This window comes from Mesorhizobium sp. M0051 (assembly GCF_040323235.1).
Taxonomy (GTDB): Bacteria; Pseudomonadota; Alphaproteobacteria; order Rhizobiales; family Rhizobiaceae; genus Mesorhizobium.
Map to the genome: position 1 here is coordinate 1 of NZ_JAMYUT010000017.1, position 15,828 is coordinate 15,828.

Below are 15,828 nucleotides of genomic sequence, written 5' to 3' on the forward strand. Positions count from 1 at the left end.
AGGGTTTTTTGTCCCTCTTGATCGCTCTCTTCCAACTCCGGCCTAAGCCGGTCGCCGCTTAGGGGCCGGATTGTTCACGGTCGACAAAGTCGTAGAGTCCGTTGAGCCTCATTCGCGCATGATCGAACGCCATGTTCCAGCCATGCCCGTCGAAGAATCCATAGATAATCCCGTGCGGGTCCGGTGGCAGACTTTCGTATGCCATCAGGGTTGCCTCCGCGCGGGCGAGTAGCCGAGGCGCCAGCAAGGGCAGCGCCTTCGCGCGGATTGTGCTCGGTGCCTGCCAGGTACCTACCGGCTCGGCGCCAGCGGCCGCCATCTGGTTCAGGTCGAGCCGATGAAGCTCGGCGTAAAAGCGGCCCAGATCGTTGCCCAAGCGTTGGCGGGCATGTTCGGGCAATTCTTCATATCGTGCTGCCAGCAGATGTTCCCCTTTCAGTTTCTCATGTCTGGAGAACAGCGGCGGCCCCTCATGGATGCTCATATCGGGGACCGGCATCGACAGGCAAGGGCGGATCAGGGCCAGCAGGGCGGCTTCCCTGAGAAGCGCTCGTTCAGCAACCTTGTGACGCGGGAACTTGAACACCAGCCTGTCGTCGACATCGACCGCCGTCGAGTGCCAACCTGCCGTCATCAGCCGGAAGCTTGAAGTCTTCAATTCCGGGAAGACACGAATTATTGCTCGTGAGAATGTGTCCAGGTTCGGTTCAGGCATGGCCGTGTTGTAGGGGAGCTTCCCAGCCACGTGAAGGGACGGCGGTCAGGTCGGTGCAAGCTCTGCTTCCGGCTGCCTGAGATCGGCGCATTTCCCGACGCCATACAGATCGCCGGCGATCCGGGCTTCGACGCTTTTGGCGATAATCCGCAGATCGACATCCTTGCCGGAGACCTTCTCGATGGCACCAATGACGAGATCGGGCGCAATCCAGTCCGGCTTGTGGCCGAGATTATGCACCCAGACGAGTTGGGCGCCCGGTATGTCGCGCTGGAGCTCGATCGAGTGAATCTCCGCATAGACGACCTTGTCGCGATCACCCGAAATGACCACGGTCGGGGCCCTGATCTGGTTGTAGTGCGGTGCGGCGCCAAGGGCATAGCGATAGAGCCCGGCGACATCGGTGGCGTTGGCACGAAAGGCCGATGGTCGCAGGACCAACGGGATGGAGGCCGCGTCGAGATAGTTGTCCGGCACCCTGTTGGGCGAGAAGACGCAGGTCGTGGCGTCTTCCATCCGCAGCGTTCCCGTCGGATAGGTCAGCGTCTCGGAAAACAGCCAGCCGATCACCGGAATGGTCGTCAGATCGTAATACCATGAGGTTGCCCCGCCCGGCCACGGATGAGTTGCCGGCGCGAGAAAGACCAGGCCAAGCGTCTTGTCGGGATGCTCGCGGCCGAAAGTCGATGTCACCACACCACCGAAAGAATGACCGACTATAACCGCCTTCCTGATGCCCAGACGGTCCATCAACGCAGCGATGGTGTTGGCCTGAGCCGACGGGTCTTCGTTGTTGCCGGGACCACGGCCCGACCAGCCATGGCCTGGCCGGTCGAAGAACAGCATTTCGGCGCGGCCTTCGAGCAATGGCAGCAGCGGCAGCATTTGATCCCTGAGATTGGCGCTGGCACCGTGGATGAAGACGATCGGCGGCAGCTCGGCGTTCGCGGGCCCCGGAATATGGACATAGTGAATGCGGGCGCCATCGATGTCGGCGAATTCACCAATCGACGGATTGCGGCGTTCAATCAGCCATGAACCGGCGCGGGTGATGCCGACAAAGCCGAAGACAAGCGCCATCAGGAAGGCAAGGGCGGCGTAGATCAGGTTCATGGGGGAGATACGGGGATGGAGGGGGATAAGTTGTGCAGTAGGCAGCAGGGCAACCCGCAGCTTACTGCCTATTCCCTTAAATGCCTTCGCCGGCAAGTTCTTCGGACAGGGTGCCGACCTGGTCCTGGGCGCTGCGCATCATTGGATAAATCGCCAGAACCTTCTGCCAGGCCTCGAGTGCCGATTGCTTGTGGCCGGTCAGAGCCATGATCTGCGCCAGGCCGGACAGCGCGCCGAAATGGCGAGGCTCGAGTTGCAGCGTATGGTCGATGTCGGACATCGACTTGCCGTAGTTTTTCATCATGAAATGCACGGTGGCGCGCCGGTTCCAGCCCTCGGCATAGGTCGGCTGCAAGATCACCACTTGGTCGAGGAAATCGAGGGCGACGTCGAACTTCTGACCTTCGATGGCCTTCTGCGACCACTGCATCATCAGATCGATCGAGGCGCTGCCGGATTGAGACCACTCATTCCAGATGTTGCCGGCAATACGCTCGGCTGCCTTTTCGTTGCGCTCGCGCTTCAAATCGTTGAACAGCTGATCGAGACGGGCCTGCTTCGTCGTTGCCACCGGCGGCACGTCCTTGCTGGCCGGCGGCGCGACAGCATCATCCGCGTGTGCCGGGCCATAAATGGCGCTGGAAACAAGCAGAGACGTCAAAAATGCAAAAAGAATCCGCATCGCCGGACTCTAATCCCGGGCGGCGGAACGTCAAACTGAATTTGGCGTGAATGAGCCGGCAGGCGGGCAACAAGCATCACTGGGCGGAGGCAGCAGCCTCCAGCCCGAAACTCAGCCCTGGCGTGCCTTGTAGCGCGGGGCGGTCTTGTTGATGATGTAGACACGGCCTTTGCGGCGAACCAGCTGGTTGTCGCGGTGACGCGCCTTCAGCGCCTTGAGCGAATTCTTGATCTTCATGGTCTTGCCTGTCGGTGTGGACCCGGTTCGGGTCGAAATTTTAAGGCGCGCCAGAAGACGCGCCTTTGAACTGTGGGTGGCTCATAAACGAGGAGCCTTGTCCGTGTCAACCGCAAGCGTGCTCCGTCTCTCCATATCATCAAATATCCGCCATGTCGGCCTTGCGGCATTGCGCGGGCTTCAGTCGGCTGGGATGATGCGCCCGCCATGACGTGATTTGGGGATGGATATGCGCCGAATTTTCCTGTCCGCCTGCATTCTCGTGCTGGCGGGAGCCTCGGCTGCCCGCGCGCAGGAGTGCGACCGCAGCGACGACAGCCAGCAGATGATGAACATCTGCGCCGGCGAGGATTACCAGGAGGCCGACGCCAGGCTCAACAAGGCCTACCAGGATCTCATCAGCGCGGATGACGCCGACGGCAAGAGACTGCTGCAGGTGGCGCAACGCGCCTGGATCGCCTTTCGCGATGCAGAGTGCGCGCATTCCACCGCAGCCAGCGCGGGCGGTTCGATCCATCCGATGGAAGTTTCGCAATGCCTGGCCAGGCTGACCAATGATCGCATCGAGCAGCTCGCTGCCGCCGCCAATTGCGAGGAAGGCGATGCCAGTTGCGCCAGCCCTGACCAAGACGAGAGCGACGACGTGCAGTAGGCCTGTTTCGGGGGTTAGGCGCGACGGCCGATCCTGGTGAAATGGCCCATCTTGCGGCCGGGGCGTGCCTCGGCCTTGCCATAGAGATGCAGCATCAGGTCCGGCTCGGCGAGCAGGGCCGGAACACGCAGCACATCGTCGCCGATCAGGTTCTCCATCACGCAATCGGAATGACGCTGGGGATTTCCAAGCGGCAGGCCGGCGACGGCGCGGATGTGCTGCTCGAACTGCGAAACGATGCAGGCTGCTTCCGTCCAATGGCCGGAATTGTGCACCCGCGGCGCGATCTCGTTGGCCAGCAGCGAGCCGTCGGCGAGCACGAAGAACTCCACGCCGATGACACCGACATAGTTCAGCGCCGACAATATTTTAGACGCCGCTGCTCGCGCCGCTTCCGCCGTTTCGGGCCTTATTCGGGCCGGCAGGGTGGACGTATGGAGAATGCCGCTGCGGTGGACATTCTCGGCCGGATCGTAGGCAGCGACAGTGCCGTCGATGCCGCGCGCGGCGATCACCGAAATCTCGCGCTCGAACGACACGAAGCTTTCCAGGATCAGCGGCACATTGCCCATCGCCTCGCAGGTGCCGGCGAAGCCGCCCGTTTCCATGTTGCGGAAGACGCGCTGGCCCTTGCCGTCATAGCCCATGCGGCGCGTCTTCAGGATGCCGCTGCCGTCGAATGCTTCCAGTGCTGCCGTCAGTTCGTCATCATTGTCGACGGCGTGGAAATCCGCGGTGGCAATGCCGATGGCATTGAGGAATGTCTTCTCGCTCATCCGATCCTGCGCCACATCAAGCGCCCGCGCCGGCGGATAAACCGGAACCTGGATGGCAAGCGCGCTGGCGGCCGCAACCGGCACGTTCTCGAACTCGTAGGTAACGACGGAACTCGACGCGGCCAGTTCGGCAAGGGCTGCTGGGTCGTCATAGGCAGCCGCTATCTGCTGGTTCGCGACCTGCGCCGCCGGGCAATCCGCTTGCGGCTCCAGCACCACCGTGCGGTAGCCGAGGCGGGCGGCGGCAACAGCCAGCATGCGGCCGAGCTGGCCGCCGCCAATGATGCCGATGGTCGATCCAGCGGGCAGGGTCACAGCGTGTCCGTCGGTTCGGTCGCGACCTTGGCGGTCTGCGCGGCGCGCCAGGCATCCAGACGGACGGCGAGCTTGTCATCGTTCAGCGCCAGCACGGCGGCGGCCAGAAGGGCTGCGTTGGTGGCACCGGCCTTGCCGATGGCCAGCGTCCCCACGGGAATGCCGGCGGGCATCTGGACGATGGACAGCAGCGAATCCTGACCGGAGAGCGCCTTCGATTCCACCGGCACGCCAAACACCGGCAGCGGCGTCATTGCCGCCGTCATGCCGGGCAGATGCGCGGCACCACCGGCGCCGGCAATGATCACCTTGTAGCCCGCTGCCTTGGCGCCCCTGGCGAAATCGTAGAGCCGGTCTGGCGTGCGATGCGCGGAAACGATCAGCCGCTTGTGTGGAATGCCCAGGGCTTCCAGGGTTTCGGCCGCATGGCGCATCGTCGCCCAGTCGGACTGGCTGCCCATGATGATGGCGACGTCGGCGCGTTGATCGTCCAAGTCCGTGTTTCCCGGCGACAAAGGCGCGCCTTAGCGGAATTCGCGCGAAGCCGCAAGGATCGGCGGCCGCCGCAGCGGATTGGCAAGACGCAAACCATCCAGTCAGATGCCGTCGCGCTCGGCCTCGGGTGTCGAGACCAGCAAGGCCGAAGCCGCATTGGCGGCGGTGACGGCCGCTTGCATGGTCTCCCCACGGGCAAGCCCCGCGGCCAGCGCACCGACGAATTCATCGCCGGCGCCATGCGTGCTGACGACCTTGACCGGGATGGCCGGCAGCGCGAAGGCCTCGCCGGTCCGCTCGCAGCAGGCAACACCTTCGCCGCCCGCCGTGACAATCGCGACAGGCCAAAGATCGGCCAGCAGCCGCGCGGCTTGCGCGGCACCGTCCAGCGTCTCGACGACCGCCATGCCGGCCAGGAACTCCGCCTCGATGGCGTTGACCACCAATATGTCGACCAGCGCGGTCAACTCGCCGGAGAGTTTGCGCGCGGGGGCGGCGTTGAGCACGACTCGGCCGCCTTGCGCCTTCGCCGCGCGTGCGGCGGCAATATTGGCCGCTTCCGGCACCTCGTTCTGCAGCAGGAGCACCGCCGTTTGGGACATCATTTCGGAAGCGGCGGCAATATCGGCATTGCCCAGCGTGAGATTGCTGCCCGAGACGATCACCGCGCCATAATCGCCGCCTTGATCGAAGATCGCCACGCTCATTCCGGAGCCGGCACCAGCGGCCACCCTCACGAAACGACGGTCGACCCTGGCGCGATCGAGATTGGCCAGCAACGCCCGCCCGAAATCATCGTTGCCAACCGCGCCGATCATCGCCGCGCGCACGCCGGCCCTTGCCGCCGACACGGCCTGGTTGCCGCCCTTGCCGCCGCATTTCGGGTGCCAGGCATGGCCGGTCACCGTCTCGCCCTTGCGCGGACGGTCGGGCGCGTCGACCATGATGTCGTAATGCAGGCTGCCGAACACGGTGACCAGCGGCGGTGTCCTCATGAGCCCCGGTCTTTTCGCTTCGATGTCACCGCCGACATGGTGCGGCCGAGATTGCGCTCCGCCGCCTGATAGTCGCGCTGCGCGACCGCGACGAACAGAGCATCGAGGATGTTGAGCTGGGCGATACGCGCCGCCGCGTTCTCGCCCATTAATGGCGATCCCTGCGCGGTCGAGCACAGCACGATGTCGGCCACTGCAGCCAACGGCGAGTTGTCGTAATTGGTGATGGCCAGCGTCCTTGCGCCGTTCTTGCGGGCCAGTTGGATGGCGTCGATGACGGCAGAGGTGTTGCCCGAATGCGAGAAGCCGACGGCGATATCATCGCCGCCGAGCAGCGAGGCCGACATCAGCATCATGTGCGAATCGTCGTAGACGGAGGCGCGAATGCCGATGCGCAGGAACTTGTGCGAGACGTCGCGCGCAATCTGCGCCGAGCCGCCGACGCCATAGAAATCCCGGTTCTTCGCACGGTGGAGAAGCTCGGCGGCGCGGTCGAAATCCTCGATGTCGAGGATCGCCAGTGTCTCCTCCAGTGCCTGGATGGAGGTGCGGAACACTTTTTGCACGATCTCGGCCGAACTGTCGTCGGATGACAGTTCCTGATGCATCTCGGCAGTCGGCAGGCGGCTGTATTCATAGACGGCGGTGCGAAAGTCGCGATAGCCGGAAAAACCGAGCTTCTTGGCGATCTTGACCACCATTGCCTCGGACACGCCGGCCTCCTCGGCGATCTGCTTCAGCGGGATGCTCTCGTCAAAGCCGCGCCGGCCAAAGACGGTTTCCACCACCTTCGCCTCCAGTGGGGTGAGATGCGGCATCATCATGCGGATACGCGGTCCTACCGCTTTCAGGTCCAGCCCGCTCAAGGTCATCCACGCCCCCTCGTCACGCGATCGATAAGCATCGCGGCGAGGATTATAAGACCAGTTGCCAGAAGCTGATAGAAGGACTGCACGTTCATCAGCGTCAAACCGTTGCGCATCGCGCCGAGGATGACGGCGCCCAGGATCGTGCCGACGACACTGCCCTTGCCGCCCATCAGCGAGGCGCCGCCGATGGCGGCAGCTGCAATGGCGTCGAGTTCCCAGAGATTGCCGAGGATGGGCTCGGCCGCACCGAGCCGGCCGATCAGGATCTGCGCGGCAAGGGCCGCCAACAGCCCGGAGATCATGTAGGCAGCAATCTTGGTGCGGGCGATCGGCACGCCGGCGATGTAGGCAGCCTCCTCATTGCCGCCGACGGCGAGCAGATATTCGCCGAATGGCGTCTTCTTCAAAACGACCCAGGCGACGACAGCCACGAAGGCCACGATGATAACCGCCAGCGGCAGCCCGAACAGCGAGCCGTTGAAGACGGCGCGAAAGCCTGCCGGCAGGCCGAGCACCGGATTGCCGCCGGTATAGATCAGCGCCAGCGCCCGATAGGTGCTGAGTGTACCCAATGTGACGATGAAAGGCTGCAGCCCGACAAAAGCGACGAGAAGGCCGTTGACGAGGCCGCAGGCAAGGCCAATGGCGAAGCCGGCGGCGATGGCGAGCGGAAACGGTACGCCGGCGACCATCATCGAGGCCGAGATGACGGCCGAAAGGGCTGCCGTCGGCCCGACAGACAGGTCGATGCCGCCGGAGATGATGACCAGCGTCATGCCCAGCGCCAGGCAGGCATTGATGCTCGACTGTTGCAGGATGTTGATCAGGTTGCGCTCGGCGAAGAAGCCTGGCACCAGTGCCCCGAACACGGCCAAGATCACGACAAGGCCGATCAATGTGCCGGCGTCGCGCATGGAGACCCCGCGCATGAATTCGGCCCGTGGCTGCACCAGAATGGTATCCGACATATCCGTCACCTACTGTCTTGAGTCTGCGGGATGGCGTGCGCCGCGATCGCCTGTTCGCTGATGTCGTCCCTGTGGAGTTCGGCCGCGATCGAGCCGTCGCGCATCACCAGCACGCGGTCGGCGAGCCGGATCACCTCGGGCAGTTCGGAGGAGACGACGATGACACCGTGGCCTTCCCGGGCGAGCTCCTCGATCAGATGATAGATCTCCGCCTTGGCGCCGACATCGATGCCGCGCGTCGGTTCGTCGAACAAAAGGATGCGTGTTCCGGCCGCAAGCCAGCGGCCGATGATCGCCTTCTGCTGGTTGCCACCGCTGAACAGGCGGATCGGCCGATCGAGCAGGAATGGGCGCAGGTTGACGCGGCCCATCTTGTCGATTGCCACCCGTTTCAACCTGGCGTGATCGATGACGCCGCGCGGCGCGAATACGCCCATCGAGGCCAACGCCATGTTGCTGGTGATCGAGCGCAGCGGCACGATGCCCTCGCGCTTGCGCTCCTCCGGCACCAGGCCGATGCCGGCGGCAATCGCATCGCGCGGGCTGGAGAATCGCGTCGCCTTGCCATCAATTGCGATCGTACCGGCGGTGGCGCGGTCGGCGCCGGCCAGCAACCGCAGTAATTCGGTGCGGCCTGAGCCGACAAGGCCGGCAATGCCGAGCACCTCGCCACGATGCAGCTCGAACGACACATCGCGCACCTTCGTTGTCGAGGAGAGCCCGCGCGCGCTCAGCATCACCTCATTCGAGGCGTGAGAGGTATGCCGTTCCTGCGCCAGTTCGCGGCCGACCATCATCGCCACGACCGCCTTTTCCGACAGGCCTTTCAGGTCGACGGAATCGATGACCACGCCGTCACGCATGATGGTGGCGCGCCGGCAGATGCCGAACACCTCGTCCAGCTTGTGCGAGACATAGACGACGGCGACGCCGTCGCGAGCGAGACCGGTGATGACTTGTGCCAGCCGTTCGAACTCGCTCGGCGTCAGGCTCGATGTCGGCTCGTCCATGGCGACGATGCGGGCACGGTCAAGCAGCGCGCGGGCGATCTCGACGATCTGCCGTTGCGCCACCTTCAGGGTTCCGAGGGGAGCGGCCGGGTCGATGGACGGGTCAATGGCTGCAAGAGCCTCGGCAGCGCGGCGCTCCTGTTCCCGCCGGGCGACGAAGATACCGCCGCGCGTCAGCGGTTGGCCGAGGAACATGTTCTGGGCGACGCTGAGGCGCGGCACCTCCTGCAATTCCTGATGGATCATGGCGACGCCCGCGGCACGCGCGGCGACCGGATTGGCAAGCGTCACCGGCTTTCCGTCGATGAGGATGCTTCCCGCCGTCGGTCTGTAGACGCCCGACAATATGCGGAGCAGCGTCGACTTGCCGGCACCGTTTTCGCCGAGCAGACCGTGGATTTCACCGGCACTGATCGAGAACGACACGTCGTTGAGCGCCCGCACGGCCGGAAACAGCTTGGAAATGCCCTGGAATTGCAGCCGGGGTGACATTGGGTTCAATCTCCGGGCAACGGTGCCGGCCGGGAGCGAACTGCTCTGGCCGGCACCCGCCGATCGGCTTTACTGGCCCGCAGCGGCATCTTCGAGCAGGGCCTTGCGCGCGCCGGGTCCGGAATAGCGGTCGGCATTGTCCTTGGTGATCAGTGCCTGCGGCGTGGCAACGACGCGCGGCAGCTTTTGTCCAGCCACCAGCCGCAGCGCCGTTTCCAGAGCAACCTCACCGGTTAGCACCGGGAAGCTGTCGACCGTGCCGGTCAGTTCGCCGGCGCGGATCGAGGCATAGGCGTCGGAAATGCCGTCAGTGCCGAACACGGCAACCTTGTCCTGCAGGCCGGCAGCCTTGACCGCCTCGACAATGCCCAGTGCCATGCCGTCATTGTTGGCATAGAAGCCGATCAGGTCGGGGTGCTGCTGCAGGATGTTGACCGCCGCGTCATAGGAGGTCTGGCGGTCCCAGTTGCCGGGAACACTGGCGACGACCTCGAACTTGCCCCCTTCGGTGATGGTGGACTTGAAGCCATCGGTGCGCTGCACGGCTGCATAGACGCCGGCCTGGCCTTCGACGATGGCGACCTTGCCGCCATTCGGACGGTTCTTGATGAACCATTTGGCGACGCGCACGCCATTGTCGCGCTGGACATTGCCGACATAGTGCTCGGCCTGCGGGATGACTGCATCGTTGACGTTGACCACCGGCACATTGGCGGCCTTGGCCTGCTCCATGATCGGCTGCAGATTGGCGTCGGTCTGCGGCGAGACGAGCAGAACGTTGTAGCCCTGCGTGACCAGGCCTTCGGCAATGGTCAGCTGGCCGAGCTGGTCGCCTTCGCTCTGCGCCGCCTGATAGACGACGGGAATGCCGACCTTGTCGCCGAACGCCTTGTAGCCCTCTCCCAGCGAGCGCCAGTATTCATTGGTCAGCGTCTTGGAAACCGCGCCCGCCTTGGTGCCTTCTGGCAGTTTGGGGAACGTGCCGAACTTGGCCTCGACCTGCGACCAGTCGATGCGGTCCTTTTCCGTATCGGAATTGAGCGGCGCGAGATCTGTGGAAAAGGCCGAGCCGATGGATAATGCCATCAGTGCGGCGGTAGCGGTGGCAAGCAGAAGTCTCATTGTATTCCTCCCTTGTTGAAAACGGTGGTGGCTCGGATGCCTCAGCGGTCCGGCCCGAGCATGATTTCCTGGATGATGGCCTGCGACGTCACCGCGTCCTGGCTGTCCATGGCGGCGGACAGGCGATTGTCCTGCTCCAGCCGGTCGACGACGCGCAGCATGCGCTTGACGGTGGCGATGTTGACTTCGCATTCGCGCACCGGATCGAGCCCCGTCATGTCGGGGAACGTGTCGAAATAGATGGCGCCGGCGTAACCGTCGCGGCGGATCTGCCTGAGCAACTCGATGGTCTGAAGCGTATGCACCGCGCCGACCATCAGGCCGTCATCGCGCTTGGCGTAGCCGTCGTTGAGGTGCACGCCGAGCAGCTTGCTGTGATGCGCCACCAGAGCTGCGGCAAAGGCCGGCTGCTCGTCGGCATAGAGCACATGGGCGAAATCGAGCGTAACGCCGAGATTGGGCAGGCCGACATCGCGGATCGCCAGTAAGGTCGTCGCTGCGTCCGGCATCAGGCTGTAGGAGCGCGGTTCGTTGGGCTTGTACTCAAGGCTGATCTGGCAGTCGGGGTCATGCGCGGCCACTTCACGAATTCCATCGATTTCGTGTTGCCAGAGCGAAGCATAGTCAGCCTGGAAGGCGTAATCGAAGCCATCCTGGCCGAGCCACAGCGTCATCAGCTTGGCGCCCGCCTCGCGCACGGCGTCGATTCCCGCTTTGGTCAGGTCGATAGCTTCGCGGCGTACCGCCGGGTCCGGATTGGTGAAGGCGCCAAGTTTGAAGGCCGGATTGGAGTAGTAGCGCATGGCGAAGCCATTGATGGAAAGGCCGAGGTCGCCGAGTTTGCGAGCGATTTCAGCAGGCTTTTCGTCGACATGGTCGGGGTAATTCAGATCGAGGTCGGTCAGTCCGGCAACCTTGGCAGCGCGCGCCGCCATCTGCAGCAGCGACGGCTTGCCGGAGAGGTCGGGCCATTCGGCCTGTGGTCGCGAGGCAAAGGAATTCAGGCGCGTGGCGAAACGATTGGCTGTCATGATTGACCCTTCAATAGCCATAACTTCACATAAACAAAAATATTTGTAAAGTTCTTGTTTTGAGGAGCGGTGAGCAGCCGCTAGGCCGCGGTTGCGGTCGGGACTGAGCCACGTAAAGGCGCGCCGGCAGTTTCCTGGCCGGCGTCGTAGGCTGGAGAATCCGTCAGGCGGTGAATGAGTAGCCGGGCAGGGCCGTCCTTATACCGCCGCCTTGCGGAAGCGGGCGACGAAGTCATCGAGTTCTGGCCGCTCCATGTCCGAGATCGCCCAGTAGGAGAAGGCGCCATCTCTCCAATGCACCAGCGAAAAGCCGCCCGACGAAAGATCGGCGGGCTTGGCGATGCCGCCGCCCTGCTGCGGTTCGGCGACCAGCGTGATCAGGTGCTCGCGGTGGCGGTAGACCAGGGCCGGCACCGGGCGGCCCGATATCACCTCGACCCGGCCGCCGATGAGTGCGTAGCCATCCTGCGCGAGGTCTGGCGACGGCGGCGATACGCCGATCCGGGCATCGAGCCATGGCTTGACCGTATGGCGGTCGGACGAAACGATGTCGATCGGACTGGCGGCGAGCAGGCTGCGGCGATGGCCGCTGGCGACCGCCGCGGCTAAACCGTCGGACGCGTAGTTGACCATCACCCATTGCGTCGCCCCGCTGGCCAGCACCGCGCTGATCATGATCGACGCGGCTAGTGCGCGCCAATCGAAGGGGCCGAAGGTCCGCGACGAACCTGTCCTGGCGTCCCGTCTCCGGCCGCCCCCGACTGACGCCGCGATCAACCCTGGTTGCGCCGACGGCGAGTCCCGCTGCGGTTCGGCTTCGTCTTGCGCCGGTCGTGCCGTGCCTGTCGCACCAAGTGCGGCAATGCGCGCGCGCAAAGCATCGCTGACATTGGGGCGCGGCAAGCGGCCGAGCGCGCCCTGCAAGGCAATGATGCGGGCATGCTCGGCGGCCAGCGCCGGATCGGCGGCGATGCGCCGCTCCACCGCCAGTGCGGCCGCTGCATCGAGTTCGCCATCAATGAGGGCGTGGATCATCAGCCGCATGCCCTCGGGATCGTTGGGCAGCCCGTCGTCATGATTGGTCATGGCGCTCTCCCCAGTTCAGACACAAGCAGGCCGCGGGCCCGGGCCAGCCGCGACATCACTGTGCCCATCGGTACGTCCAGCATGGCCGCTATCTCGCGGTAGCTGAGACCGTTGATGTCGCGCAGCACCAGCGTCTCGCGAAAAGGCTGCGGCAGTGCTGCGATCGCCGCCTCCAGTGCCGCCGTATCGGCCCTGGCGATCAGGCTCGCCTCCGGGCCATCTTCGTCGGGCGGGCTTGTGCCGTGCGCTGCCGCCATTTCGTCGAGATCGCCGAGGTCGCCGACGGCGAGCATGCCGCGCGGCCGGTTGCGAGACATCCAGGTATAGGCGGTGTTGCGCACGATGGTCAGCAGCCAGGCGCGGGCATTGCCGCCGGCATAGCCTGATATGCCAGCATGTGCCTTCACGCAGGCCTCCTGCACCACATCCTCGGCATCGGTGGCGTTGCCGGTCAGCCAGCGGGCGAGCGCAAGCGCATCACCAAGATGGGGCAGCACCACCTCGCCGAAGCGCTCGGCCAGGGCCTTTTCGCTCAACACCGCAGCATGCTCCGGCACTCCCGGCAGGTTCTGCCACGCCCCTTCAGGGAGCGACGGTGATCTTGCCCTGCATGTGCGGGTGAAGCCCGCAGAAATAGGCAAAGTCGCCTGCTTTGGTGAAGGTGAATTCATATGTGTCACCGGTGTCAAGCGCCTTGGAGCGGAAGGAGGAATCGTTGGCGACGACAAGATGCGGGATGTCGTCGTCGTTTCTGAAGATCACCCTGGTGCCGGGCTTGACCGTCAGTTCGTGTGGCGTGAAGGCGAAGTTCTCTATTTTGACCATCGGCGCATCGACCGCCGCGCGCAGCGGCTGACAGGTTCCCGTGGTCAGGGCGAAGGCGGTGAGGATCGCGACCATGTGCCGGGCCGGAAGGCGAATGCAGAGCATGATGATTTCCTTTGCAGTCCAGGCTCAAGCCAGCGTCGAGTCGATGATGGCGAGATCCTTCCCACCTTGCTTCACGTTGACGCTGCTGGTGCCGAGCAGGCCGCGCAGTTGCCCGGCCGGCACCGTCATCGGTCCGGGCGAGGCGGCAGTTCCTGGCGCCGGCTGCGGGAAGGCAGTCGAGCGCGCCGTGTGAAAGGTGACGTTGCCTTCCACCTTCTGCATGATCTGGTGGATGTGGCCGTTGAGCACGGTGACCGAGCCGAAGCGCTTGAGCAGGGCGAGCGCTTGGGCCGCGTCGTCGGTGCCCCAGCCCCATTCGGGATAGACCGCCCACAGCGGGATATGAGCGAAGACGACAATCGGGGTCGACGCGCTGACGGCCTTCAGGTCGTCTGCCAGCCAGGCCAGCTGTTCGGGGCCGAGATTGCCGAGCCCGCCCGCCTTCAGGTTGACGACATTGACCAGCGCCACGAAATGCACGCCGTTCTGGTCGAACGAGTACCAGCCGGCACCCCTGGTGCCCTTGCCGTAGCGGTCGAGATAGGCCTTGCCGTTGCCGTCGTCGATCAAATCGTGCTCGCCCGGCACGTAGTGCACGTCGAAGCCGGCGCCGTCGATAATCTGCGCCGCATTGTCGAACTGTGCCGGCTTGGACAGATGGGTGATATCGCCGGTGTGGATCATGAAGGCGGGCTTTTGCGGCAGCGCCTGGATCTTGCCCATCGCTTCCTTCAGCGTGTCGATGGCATGCGGGTTGGCCGCCTTGTCGAAGCCGATATGGCTGTCGGATATCTGCAGGAAGGTGAAGCCGGAGGCCATGGCTTCGGCAGCTTGTGCGGCGCCGAGCAGGTTGAGCGACACCGGTATGCCACCTGAAATCGTCCAGAGTACGCCGGTGCCGGCCCAGATCATGCATTCCAGCGCATGCCGGCGGCTGATGCCGTCGCGCCCGCTGTCTTCATCGTGGTGATGGGTCATGTCGCTCTCCTCAACGCCTGGAGTGGCGTATGCTGAGGAGACCCGGAGCGGCGACGGTTTATTCCCGGCTGGGGAGGATCCGGCCGTTCACGGTCGCGTGATGGCGCGCGCCGATCGCGGCCGGCGCATTTTCAGGTGATTACCTGGCGTTTCAATCCGGCCAGCGCAAGACACCGGACGAATCCTTGCGGGCAGGCTTCATGGCATTGGCGGGCCGCTCGGCCGCGGTCAGCGTGGCGCGCAGCCGTTCTGCGACGATCTCCGCCTCGCCGCGATGAAGATTGCAGGGGTCGAGGAAGAAATGGCCGCGCTCCACCTCATGGTTGCGCACGATGATCGGCGGCGAGCCCATAGCCAATGCGGAGGCCAGACCGGCCGCCGTGAACCGGCTCTCGGGCAATACAAAGATCTGCAACCGATCCAGCGGGTTGGCGGTGGGGTCGGGGATGATCTGCGCGACGATGCCCGGCAGCCCCTGCAACGCATTCTTCCACAGGTTCAGTGCCGCTTCTTCGCGCCGTCGGATGCCGGCATGGTCGCGCTTTTCCCAGGCTTCCAGTGCGGCCATGGTGCCGGCGATGCTTTCCTTGCCGACCTTCATGGCGCGCGCGACACCGCGGTTCTGCAGGTAGGCGGCCCGCACCAGATCCTTGCGCCCGGTGACGATGCCACTGGTCGGTCCGCTCAGGAATTTATGTCCGCTGTAGATGACGATGTCGGCGCCGCGCGCAAGAAAGCCGCGCAGATCATATTCGGAGGCCGCATCGACGATCACCGGGACGCCTCTGGCGTGGCAGATCTCGCAGAATTCCTCTAGGGACAGCATGCCGTACTGCACGGTGTGGTGGGCGACGACATAGAGACCCGCTGCCGTGCGATCGTTGATCGCCTCACGCACATGGTAATCCTGCGTAACGCTGACGGTGCCAGCCGGCACGACCTTTGCGCCGGCCAGCCGGACCGACTGATCGATTGGCGCGCCGTAGTTGACGATGTGGCCGAGCTGGACGATGACCTCCGACTTCAGCCCTTCGGTGTCGTCCGGCAGCCGCTCGATGGCGAGCAGGTTGGTTCCCGTCATCGCGCCGGCAATCGCCATGGTGATGCCGCTGGCGCAGCAGGCGGTGATGAAACCGGCCTCGCCGCCGGTGAGGCGCGCAACGATCGTGCCTGCGGCACGCTGCAGATCGTCCATCTCCACCCATTGCGAGGCCATCTCCGCCATGGCGCTGATCGCTTCAGGCACGATGATCGATGCGCCAAGCGCTGTCATCGTGCCGGAGACGTTGATGATCGGGCGAAGGCCGAGCCGTTCGCGGATGGTGGTGTTGGAGCCGTCGGTGGAAGTGGTTTTCATCTCTC

At 64.2% G+C, this 15,828-nt stretch carries 18 protein-coding genes; 1 reads left to right on the top strand and 17 read right to left on the bottom strand.

Features of this window, described 5'->3' with window-relative positions; translation table 11 throughout:
• Positions 1 to 58: 58 nt before the first annotated feature.
• The 4 genes from NKJ90_RS18315 to ykgO form a co-directional block, all read right to left on the bottom strand.
• Positions 59 to 715 (bottom strand): phosphotransferase family protein, encoded by a 657-nt coding sequence (locus NKJ90_RS18315; RefSeq protein WP_023757469.1) that lies wholly within the window; start codon positions 713 to 715, stop codon positions 59 to 61.
• A gap of 45 nt (positions 716 to 760) precedes the next feature.
• Complete coding sequence (locus tag NKJ90_RS18320) at positions 761 to 1,828, bottom strand: alpha/beta fold hydrolase (protein ID WP_023757468.1); 1,068 nt, start codon at positions 1,826 to 1,828, stop codon at positions 761 to 763.
• Positions 1,829 to 1,904: 76 nt separating this feature from the next.
• A complete protein-coding gene (locus NKJ90_RS18325; protein WP_023757467.1) occupies positions 1,905 to 2,510 on the bottom strand; it encodes a tetratricopeptide repeat protein in 606 nt (201 codons plus the stop codon).
• A 111-nt stretch (positions 2,511 to 2,621) separates the two neighbouring features.
• Complete coding sequence (gene ykgO, locus NKJ90_RS18330) at positions 2,622 to 2,747, bottom strand: type B 50S ribosomal protein L36 (RefSeq protein WP_006327841.1); 126 nt, start codon at positions 2,745 to 2,747, stop codon at positions 2,622 to 2,624.
• Positions 2,748 to 2,976: 229 nt separating this feature from the next.
• On the opposite strand from ykgO, the gene NKJ90_RS18335 reads away from it, so the two are divergent.
• Positions 2,977 to 3,399: a lysozyme inhibitor LprI family protein gene (locus NKJ90_RS18335; protein ID WP_023757466.1), complete on the top strand. Its 423-nt coding sequence runs from the start codon at positions 2,977 to 2,979 to the stop codon at positions 3,397 to 3,399.
• Positions 3,400 to 3,413: 14 nt separating this feature from the next.
• Here NKJ90_RS18335 and NKJ90_RS18340 read toward each other — a convergent pair whose 3' ends face one another.
• The 13 genes from NKJ90_RS18340 to NKJ90_RS18400 all read right to left on the bottom strand — a co-directional run bounded on the left by NKJ90_RS18340 (position 3,414) and on the right by NKJ90_RS18400 (position 15,823).
• Entirely contained in the window at positions 3,414 to 4,490 is a 1,077-nt protein-coding gene (locus NKJ90_RS18340) for a 5-(carboxyamino)imidazole ribonucleotide synthase (RefSeq protein WP_023757465.1), read from the bottom strand.
• A complete protein-coding gene (gene purE, locus NKJ90_RS18345) occupies positions 4,487 to 4,984 on the bottom strand; it encodes a 5-(carboxyamino)imidazole ribonucleotide mutase (protein WP_023757464.1) in 498 nt (165 codons plus the stop codon). Before purE ends, NKJ90_RS18340 begins: the two co-directional genes overlap by 4 nt.
• 102 nt (positions 4,985 to 5,086) lie before the next feature.
• On the bottom strand, positions 5,087 to 5,980 hold the full coding sequence (locus tag NKJ90_RS18350; RefSeq protein ID WP_023757463.1) for a ribokinase: 894 nt from the start codon (positions 5,978 to 5,980) through the stop codon (positions 5,087 to 5,089).
• Positions 5,977 to 6,852 carry a MurR/RpiR family transcriptional regulator gene (locus tag NKJ90_RS18355; RefSeq protein WP_023757462.1) on the bottom strand — a complete coding sequence of 292 codons (876 nt, stop codon included), beginning with the start codon at positions 6,850 to 6,852 and terminating at the stop codon, positions 5,977 to 5,979. The genes NKJ90_RS18350 and NKJ90_RS18355 overlap by 4 nt, the downstream gene beginning before the upstream one ends.
• Positions 6,849 to 7,817 (bottom strand): ABC transporter permease, encoded by a 969-nt coding sequence (locus tag NKJ90_RS18360; RefSeq protein ID WP_023757461.1) that lies wholly within the window; start codon positions 7,815 to 7,817, stop codon positions 6,849 to 6,851. The genes NKJ90_RS18355 and NKJ90_RS18360 overlap by 4 nt, the downstream gene beginning before the upstream one ends.
• A gap of 5 nt (positions 7,818 to 7,822) precedes the next feature.
• The gene (locus tag NKJ90_RS18365) at positions 7,823 to 9,319 is read right to left on the bottom strand and encodes a sugar ABC transporter ATP-binding protein (protein WP_023757460.1); all 1,497 of its coding nucleotides are present in this window, start codon (positions 9,317 to 9,319) and stop codon (positions 7,823 to 7,825) included.
• A 69-nt stretch (positions 9,320 to 9,388) separates the two neighbouring features.
• Positions 9,389 to 10,441: a sugar ABC transporter substrate-binding protein gene (locus NKJ90_RS18370; RefSeq protein ID WP_023757459.1), complete on the bottom strand. Its 1,053-nt coding sequence runs from the start codon at positions 10,439 to 10,441 to the stop codon at positions 9,389 to 9,391.
• Positions 10,442 to 10,482: 41 nt separating this feature from the next.
• On the bottom strand, positions 10,483 to 11,472 hold the full coding sequence (locus NKJ90_RS18375; protein ID WP_023757458.1) for a sugar phosphate isomerase/epimerase family protein: 990 nt from the start codon (positions 11,470 to 11,472) through the stop codon (positions 10,483 to 10,485).
• 198 nt (positions 11,473 to 11,670) lie between these two features.
• Positions 11,671 to 12,558, bottom strand: a complete 888-nt coding sequence (locus NKJ90_RS18380; RefSeq protein ID WP_023757457.1) for an anti-sigma factor family protein — start codon at positions 12,556 to 12,558, stop codon at positions 11,671 to 11,673.
• The gene (locus NKJ90_RS18385) at positions 12,555 to 13,094 is read right to left on the bottom strand and encodes a sigma-70 family RNA polymerase sigma factor (RefSeq protein WP_023757456.1); all 540 of its coding nucleotides are present in this window, start codon (positions 13,092 to 13,094) and stop codon (positions 12,555 to 12,557) included. Before NKJ90_RS18385 ends, NKJ90_RS18380 begins: the two co-directional genes overlap by 4 nt.
• A gap of 46 nt (positions 13,095 to 13,140) precedes the next feature.
• The gene (locus NKJ90_RS18390; protein ID WP_023757455.1) at positions 13,141 to 13,488 is read right to left on the bottom strand and encodes a cupredoxin domain-containing protein; all 348 of its coding nucleotides are present in this window, start codon (positions 13,486 to 13,488) and stop codon (positions 13,141 to 13,143) included.
• 24 nt (positions 13,489 to 13,512) lie between these two features.
• The gene (locus tag NKJ90_RS18395) at positions 13,513 to 14,466 is read right to left on the bottom strand and encodes a metallophosphoesterase family protein (RefSeq protein WP_023757454.1); all 954 of its coding nucleotides are present in this window, start codon (positions 14,464 to 14,466) and stop codon (positions 13,513 to 13,515) included.
• Between the two features lie 151 nt (positions 14,467 to 14,617).
• Positions 14,618 to 15,823, bottom strand: coding sequence for an aminotransferase class V-fold PLP-dependent enzyme (locus NKJ90_RS18400; RefSeq protein ID WP_031259607.1), 1,206 nt, complete (start codon positions 15,821 to 15,823; stop codon positions 14,618 to 14,620).
• Between the last annotated feature and the right edge of the window lie 5 nt (positions 15,824 to 15,828).

Excerpts from the sequence above, each read along its gene's own strand:
- NKJ90_RS18395 (WP_023757454.1), bottom strand. The coding sequence starts at position 14,466 with ATGACCCATCACCACGATGAAGACAGCGGGCGCGACGGCATCAGCCGC.
- NKJ90_RS18375 (WP_023757458.1), bottom strand. The coding sequence starts at position 11,472 with ATGACAGCCAATCGTTTCGCCACGCGCCTGAATTCCTTTGCCTCGCGA.
- NKJ90_RS18370 (WP_023757459.1), bottom strand. The coding sequence starts at position 10,441 with ATGAGACTTCTGCTTGCCACCGCTACCGCCGCACTGATGGCATTATCC.
- NKJ90_RS18315 (WP_023757469.1), bottom strand. The coding sequence starts at position 715 with ATGCCTGAACCGAACCTGGACACATTCTCACGAGCAATAATTCGTGTC.
- NKJ90_RS18360 (WP_023757461.1), bottom strand. The coding sequence starts at position 7,817 with ATGTCGGATACCATTCTGGTGCAGCCACGGGCCGAATTCATGCGCGGG.
- NKJ90_RS18365 (WP_023757460.1), bottom strand. The coding sequence starts at position 9,319 with ATGTCACCCCGGCTGCAATTCCAGGGCATTTCCAAGCTGTTTCCGGCC.
- NKJ90_RS18335 (WP_023757466.1), top strand. The coding sequence starts at position 2,977 with ATGCGCCGAATTTTCCTGTCCGCCTGCATTCTCGTGCTGGCGGGAGCC.
- NKJ90_RS18400 (WP_031259607.1), bottom strand. The coding sequence starts at position 15,823 with ATGAAAACCACTTCCACCGACGGCTCCAACACCACCATCCGCGAACGG.
- NKJ90_RS18325 (WP_023757467.1), bottom strand. The coding sequence starts at position 2,510 with ATGCGGATTCTTTTTGCATTTTTGACGTCTCTGCTTGTTTCCAGCGCC.
- NKJ90_RS18390 (WP_023757455.1), bottom strand. The coding sequence starts at position 13,488 with ATGCTCTGCATTCGCCTTCCGGCCCGGCACATGGTCGCGATCCTCACC.
- NKJ90_RS18380 (WP_023757457.1), bottom strand. The coding sequence starts at position 12,558 with ATGACCAATCATGACGACGGGCTGCCCAACGATCCCGAGGGCATGCGG.
- NKJ90_RS18320 (WP_023757468.1), bottom strand. The coding sequence starts at position 1,828 with ATGAACCTGATCTACGCCGCCCTTGCCTTCCTGATGGCGCTTGTCTTC.
- NKJ90_RS18355 (WP_023757462.1), bottom strand. The coding sequence starts at position 6,852 with ATGACCTTGAGCGGGCTGGACCTGAAAGCGGTAGGACCGCGTATCCGC.
- ykgO (WP_006327841.1), bottom strand. The coding sequence starts at position 2,747 with ATGAAGATCAAGAATTCGCTCAAGGCGCTGAAGGCGCGTCACCGCGAC.
- NKJ90_RS18350 (WP_023757463.1), bottom strand. The coding sequence starts at position 5,980 with ATGAGGACACCGCCGCTGGTCACCGTGTTCGGCAGCCTGCATTACGAC.